Raw genomic sequence first — 3,742 nt, 5'->3', positions numbered from 1 at the left:
GGCATACGAGTGTCATCAAATACGCACTGAGCACGCAACTTACCTGCACGCCATTGAGCAACGGCCTCAATAGGATTATTTACAGATGAATCGATATGGTTACCAACGAGCTGAACCGCAACTGCGCCACCTCCTTTGAAAGGCAAGTAGGTGAACTTAGCACCAGTTGCTTTCTCAAGCGCAACAGTAATAATTTGGTCTTCTTGCTTAGAACCAGTACCGCCCATGCGGAATTTACCAGGGCCAGCTGCTTTAGCTGCGGCAATATATTCAAGGGCATTTTTATAAGGCTTATCAGCATTGGTCCAGAGAACAAACTGGTCTAGAGCCAACATAGCTACCGGAGTAATTTCTTTCCAGTTAAAAGGAACGCCTGTTGCCATTGGGGTGGTAAACAGATTTGACAAGGTAATGATGATTTTGTTTGGATCACCCTTTGCATCCTTGATTGCCAGAAATCCTTCAGCACCCGCACCAGCAGACTTGTTGATTGGAATAATGGATTGCTTCATCAAGTTATGCTTAGTAACAATACCTTGAATAACACGAGCCATTTGGTCAGCACCACCACCAGGACCGGCAGGAATAATGAACTCAACTGGCTTGGTTGGCTCCCAAGCAGCAAAAGCAGGTGAAACAGCAACAGCACCGAGGGCTAATGCGGTGGAAATCAATGCCCCTTTTAACTTCATCTTCATGAACGCTCCTCCAAAAAATTTTTGAATACCAATATTACTTTGGCTTTTCTTTGTTGTGTAATGATTTTTGATCGATCCGGGCACAGATCTCTTGATTGGCATCAACAATATTTAAATCGATACCTAGGGCTTTCACTAGTTGAATTAGTAATAACCCTAATAAAAATTAGCAGTGAAATTGCTATCTGAACCGGTCCAAAAGCTTCTTGCTAACCTTATCGAGCTTCGTGGAATCTGAGATCAAGAACTGCAGTCCATTGGAGTCAGCTATTAGCAGTGTATTTCCGGCAATACGGCGAATATCTTCCTCACCTTTGAGGCGAATTCTGGTGGGGCCTCGGTCAGTTTCAATATCCCAAAGACTTGGAGTGGCAAAAGTAGACACTTTGGTGATCTTTTTAATCACGGGCATGAACTCACGAGCCGCCAACTCTTCCTTAATAAGAGCTAAGTCACCCTCAGGAATAGTCTTGGCATCATCAAACCAGCACAACTCTTTACCAGACTGGTCCATGATGGAGATTCCGGCCTCTGGCTCTGTAATTGGGAACGCCCTTACTGGAAAGACGCCAATGTGCGAAGTTCCCTGAGCATCTGTAAACACTAGACGACCAAGGGCATCACGCTCCAGAGTATAGGATTTTTGATGGTGACTCATACCTCTCCCCCGACATCTTTGGCAATAACTTGAAGTCGCTCTTCATCTATTTCATTTTGATTCTCATCAATGCTCTCGCCAATCGCACCACCTTCAACCAGTTCTGCAGCGTGGCGAAGTTGCGCTTGATACAAAGCGTAATACGCACCCCTTGCATCCATCAACTGATCATGTGATCCGATCTCCACAATCTCTCCCTTATCTAGCACTACTAAGCGGTCAGCTTTTCGAAGAGTAGAAAGGCGATGAGCAATCGCAATCGTCGTGCGACCTTTCACCAGATTATCCAAGGCGCGCTGAATTTCTTTTTCAGTTGTAGTGTCTACCGATGAGGTTGCTTCATCCAAAATCAAAATGCTTGGATTAATTAAAAGCGCACGCGCAATTGAGATACGTTGACGCTCTCCACCAGAAAGAGATTGGCCACGCTCACCTACCAAGGAGTCGTAACCCAGCGGTAAGCGCAGAATAAATTCGTGAGCATGTGCAGCGCGCGCCGCTTCAATAATTTCTTCGCGCGAAGCATCTGGTTTTCCGTACGCAATATTTTCTGCAATCGTGCCAAAGAATAAGAAGGGTTCTTGCAGTACCAAACCAATGCGCTTGCGATAGTCCGCAATTCCGATGCTACGAATGTCGCGCCCGTCTAATGTGATGGCGCCTGAACTCACATCATAGAAGCGGCAAATCAAATTCACTAGCGTGCTCTTGCCTGAACCGCTATGGCCCACTAAACCAATCATTTCACCTGGAGCAATATCCAGATCAATCCCCTTAGAAACGGCCCGGTTGCCATAACGGAAACCCACGCCCCTTAAGGAGAGTTGACCCTTCACTTGCCCCAATGGCGCTGGATTGATTGGCTCGGGAACACTGGAAACATGATCCAAGATATCAAAAATACGTTTGGCACCAGCAGCAGCTTTTTGGGTATGCGAAACAATACGACTCATGGAATCTAATCGAATGTAAAAGCGTCCGATATAGGCCAAGAAAGCGATCAACACACCTACTGTCACTTTTTGATGAGCCACCTGCCAAATACCAAAACCCCACACTACCAAGAGGCCAGTTTCAGTTAATAGCGTAACTGTTGGCGAGAACAAACCCCATACTCGATTAACGCGATCATTAATTTGCAAATTGTGCTTATTCGAATCTACAAAACGTTTGAGCTCGCGTTCTTCTTGAGCAAAAGCCTTGACAACCCGAATGCCTGGAATCGTATCCGCCAAAATATTAGTCACTTCAGACCAAATGCGATCAATCTTTTCAAAACCAAAACGCAGCTTATCTCGGACCACATGAATCATCCACACAATAAATGGCAACGGCGCGAGAGTTACTAATGCCAACAAGGGGTCAATCGAAACTAAAATTGCTGCAGTCATCGTGATCATGATCACATCGGTCGCAAAGTCCAAAGCGTACAAAGATAAAAATACGCAGATGCGATCCGTCTCAGCTCCAATACGCGCAATCAAGTCACCAGTTCTTTTGCCGCCAAAATACTCCAAAGATAATTTCAGCAAATGCTCAAAAGTGGTATTGCGTAAATCTGCCCCGATACGCTCACTCACCAATGCAAGTAAGTATGTTTTCCACCAACCCAAACCCCAGGCTACGACAGCGGCAACAAATAAAGCAATGAGATATTTGCTTGCTAAATTGAAGTCAATCGGATTACCTTTTTCATATGGGATCAATACGTGATCCATTAAAGGCATCGTCAAGTAAGGCGGGATCAAAGTGGCGCCGGTTGAGAGCAAAGTCAGAAAAAAACCCAATAAAAGCTCTTTTTTATAGGGGCGCGCAAAACGCCACAGCTTAAATAAGGTCAAAGTAGATGGCGGAGCATCATCTTCAGGATCGCAGGTGGGGCAAGCTTCTGAATTGGCTGGCTTTGGACTCAAACAAACTGGACAAACCTGTTTATCGTATTCAGAAGCCTCAGAATCCTTGACGATCTGGGCACCAGCCATGAACTGCTTATAGGCACTCTGAAGACGCAATATTTGAGGATTAACAGCCAAAGTAAAGCGCCAAAGCCTCAGCAAAGAGACCTCAGACTCCAATTTCAGATAACCCACTCCAGCGTGATCTCCCTGGAGAAGATGGGCTCCAGAGCTAATCGGCCAAAATTCTGAGTGGGTGCCATCTGTCCAAAATAGCCCTGACGGGATCAAGCAAAGAAGGCTTTTTTCAAAGCGCATCATGTCGTCAAGATCCAGCTCAACCCATGCCAGTATGGAATCCAGCCCTTTTACCGGGGACTGATCGGCCTCTAATGCAGCAACCCATTGAATGGGTACAGAGGGTACGGATGGGGAAATGTCTGGCTTCATTAGTCCTAAAAGTATAGTGGAGCTAGGTTTCTAAGATTTAA

3 protein-coding genes are annotated in these 3,742 nt (G+C 45.7%); all 3 read right to left on the bottom strand.

The features are described 5' to 3' along the window. Positions 1 to 692 (bottom strand): tripartite tricarboxylate transporter substrate binding protein (locus tag B7Y67_RS12745; RefSeq protein ID WP_293598971.1); only part of this gene is annotated, 692 nt, incomplete at its 3' end. 187 nt (positions 693 to 879) lie between these two features. After that, positions 880 to 1,356 carry a DUF1854 domain-containing protein gene (locus B7Y67_RS12740; protein WP_293598970.1) on the bottom strand — a complete coding sequence of 159 codons (477 nt, stop codon included), beginning with the start codon at positions 1,354 to 1,356 and terminating at the stop codon, positions 880 to 882. Then, on the bottom strand, positions 1,353 to 3,701 hold the full coding sequence (locus B7Y67_RS12735) for an ABC transporter ATP-binding protein (protein WP_293598969.1): 2,349 nt from the start codon (positions 3,699 to 3,701) through the stop codon (positions 1,353 to 1,355). The genes B7Y67_RS12740 and B7Y67_RS12735 overlap by 4 nt, the downstream gene beginning before the upstream one ends. Positions 3,702 to 3,742: the final 41 nt, after the last annotated feature.

The organism is Polynucleobacter sp. 35-46-11 (assembly GCF_002281105.1).
Note: the sequence above shows the minus strand (reverse complement) of the source record. Positions and strands in the feature narration are given on the sequence as shown.

Coding starts and splice junctions, on each gene's coding strand:
- B7Y67_RS12740 (WP_293598970.1), bottom strand. CDS start 1,356: ATGAGTCACCATCAAAAATCCTATACTCTGGAGCGTGATGCCCTTGGT.
- B7Y67_RS12735 (WP_293598969.1), bottom strand. CDS start 3,701: ATGAAGCCAGACATTTCCCCATCCGTACCCTCTGTACCCATTCAATGG.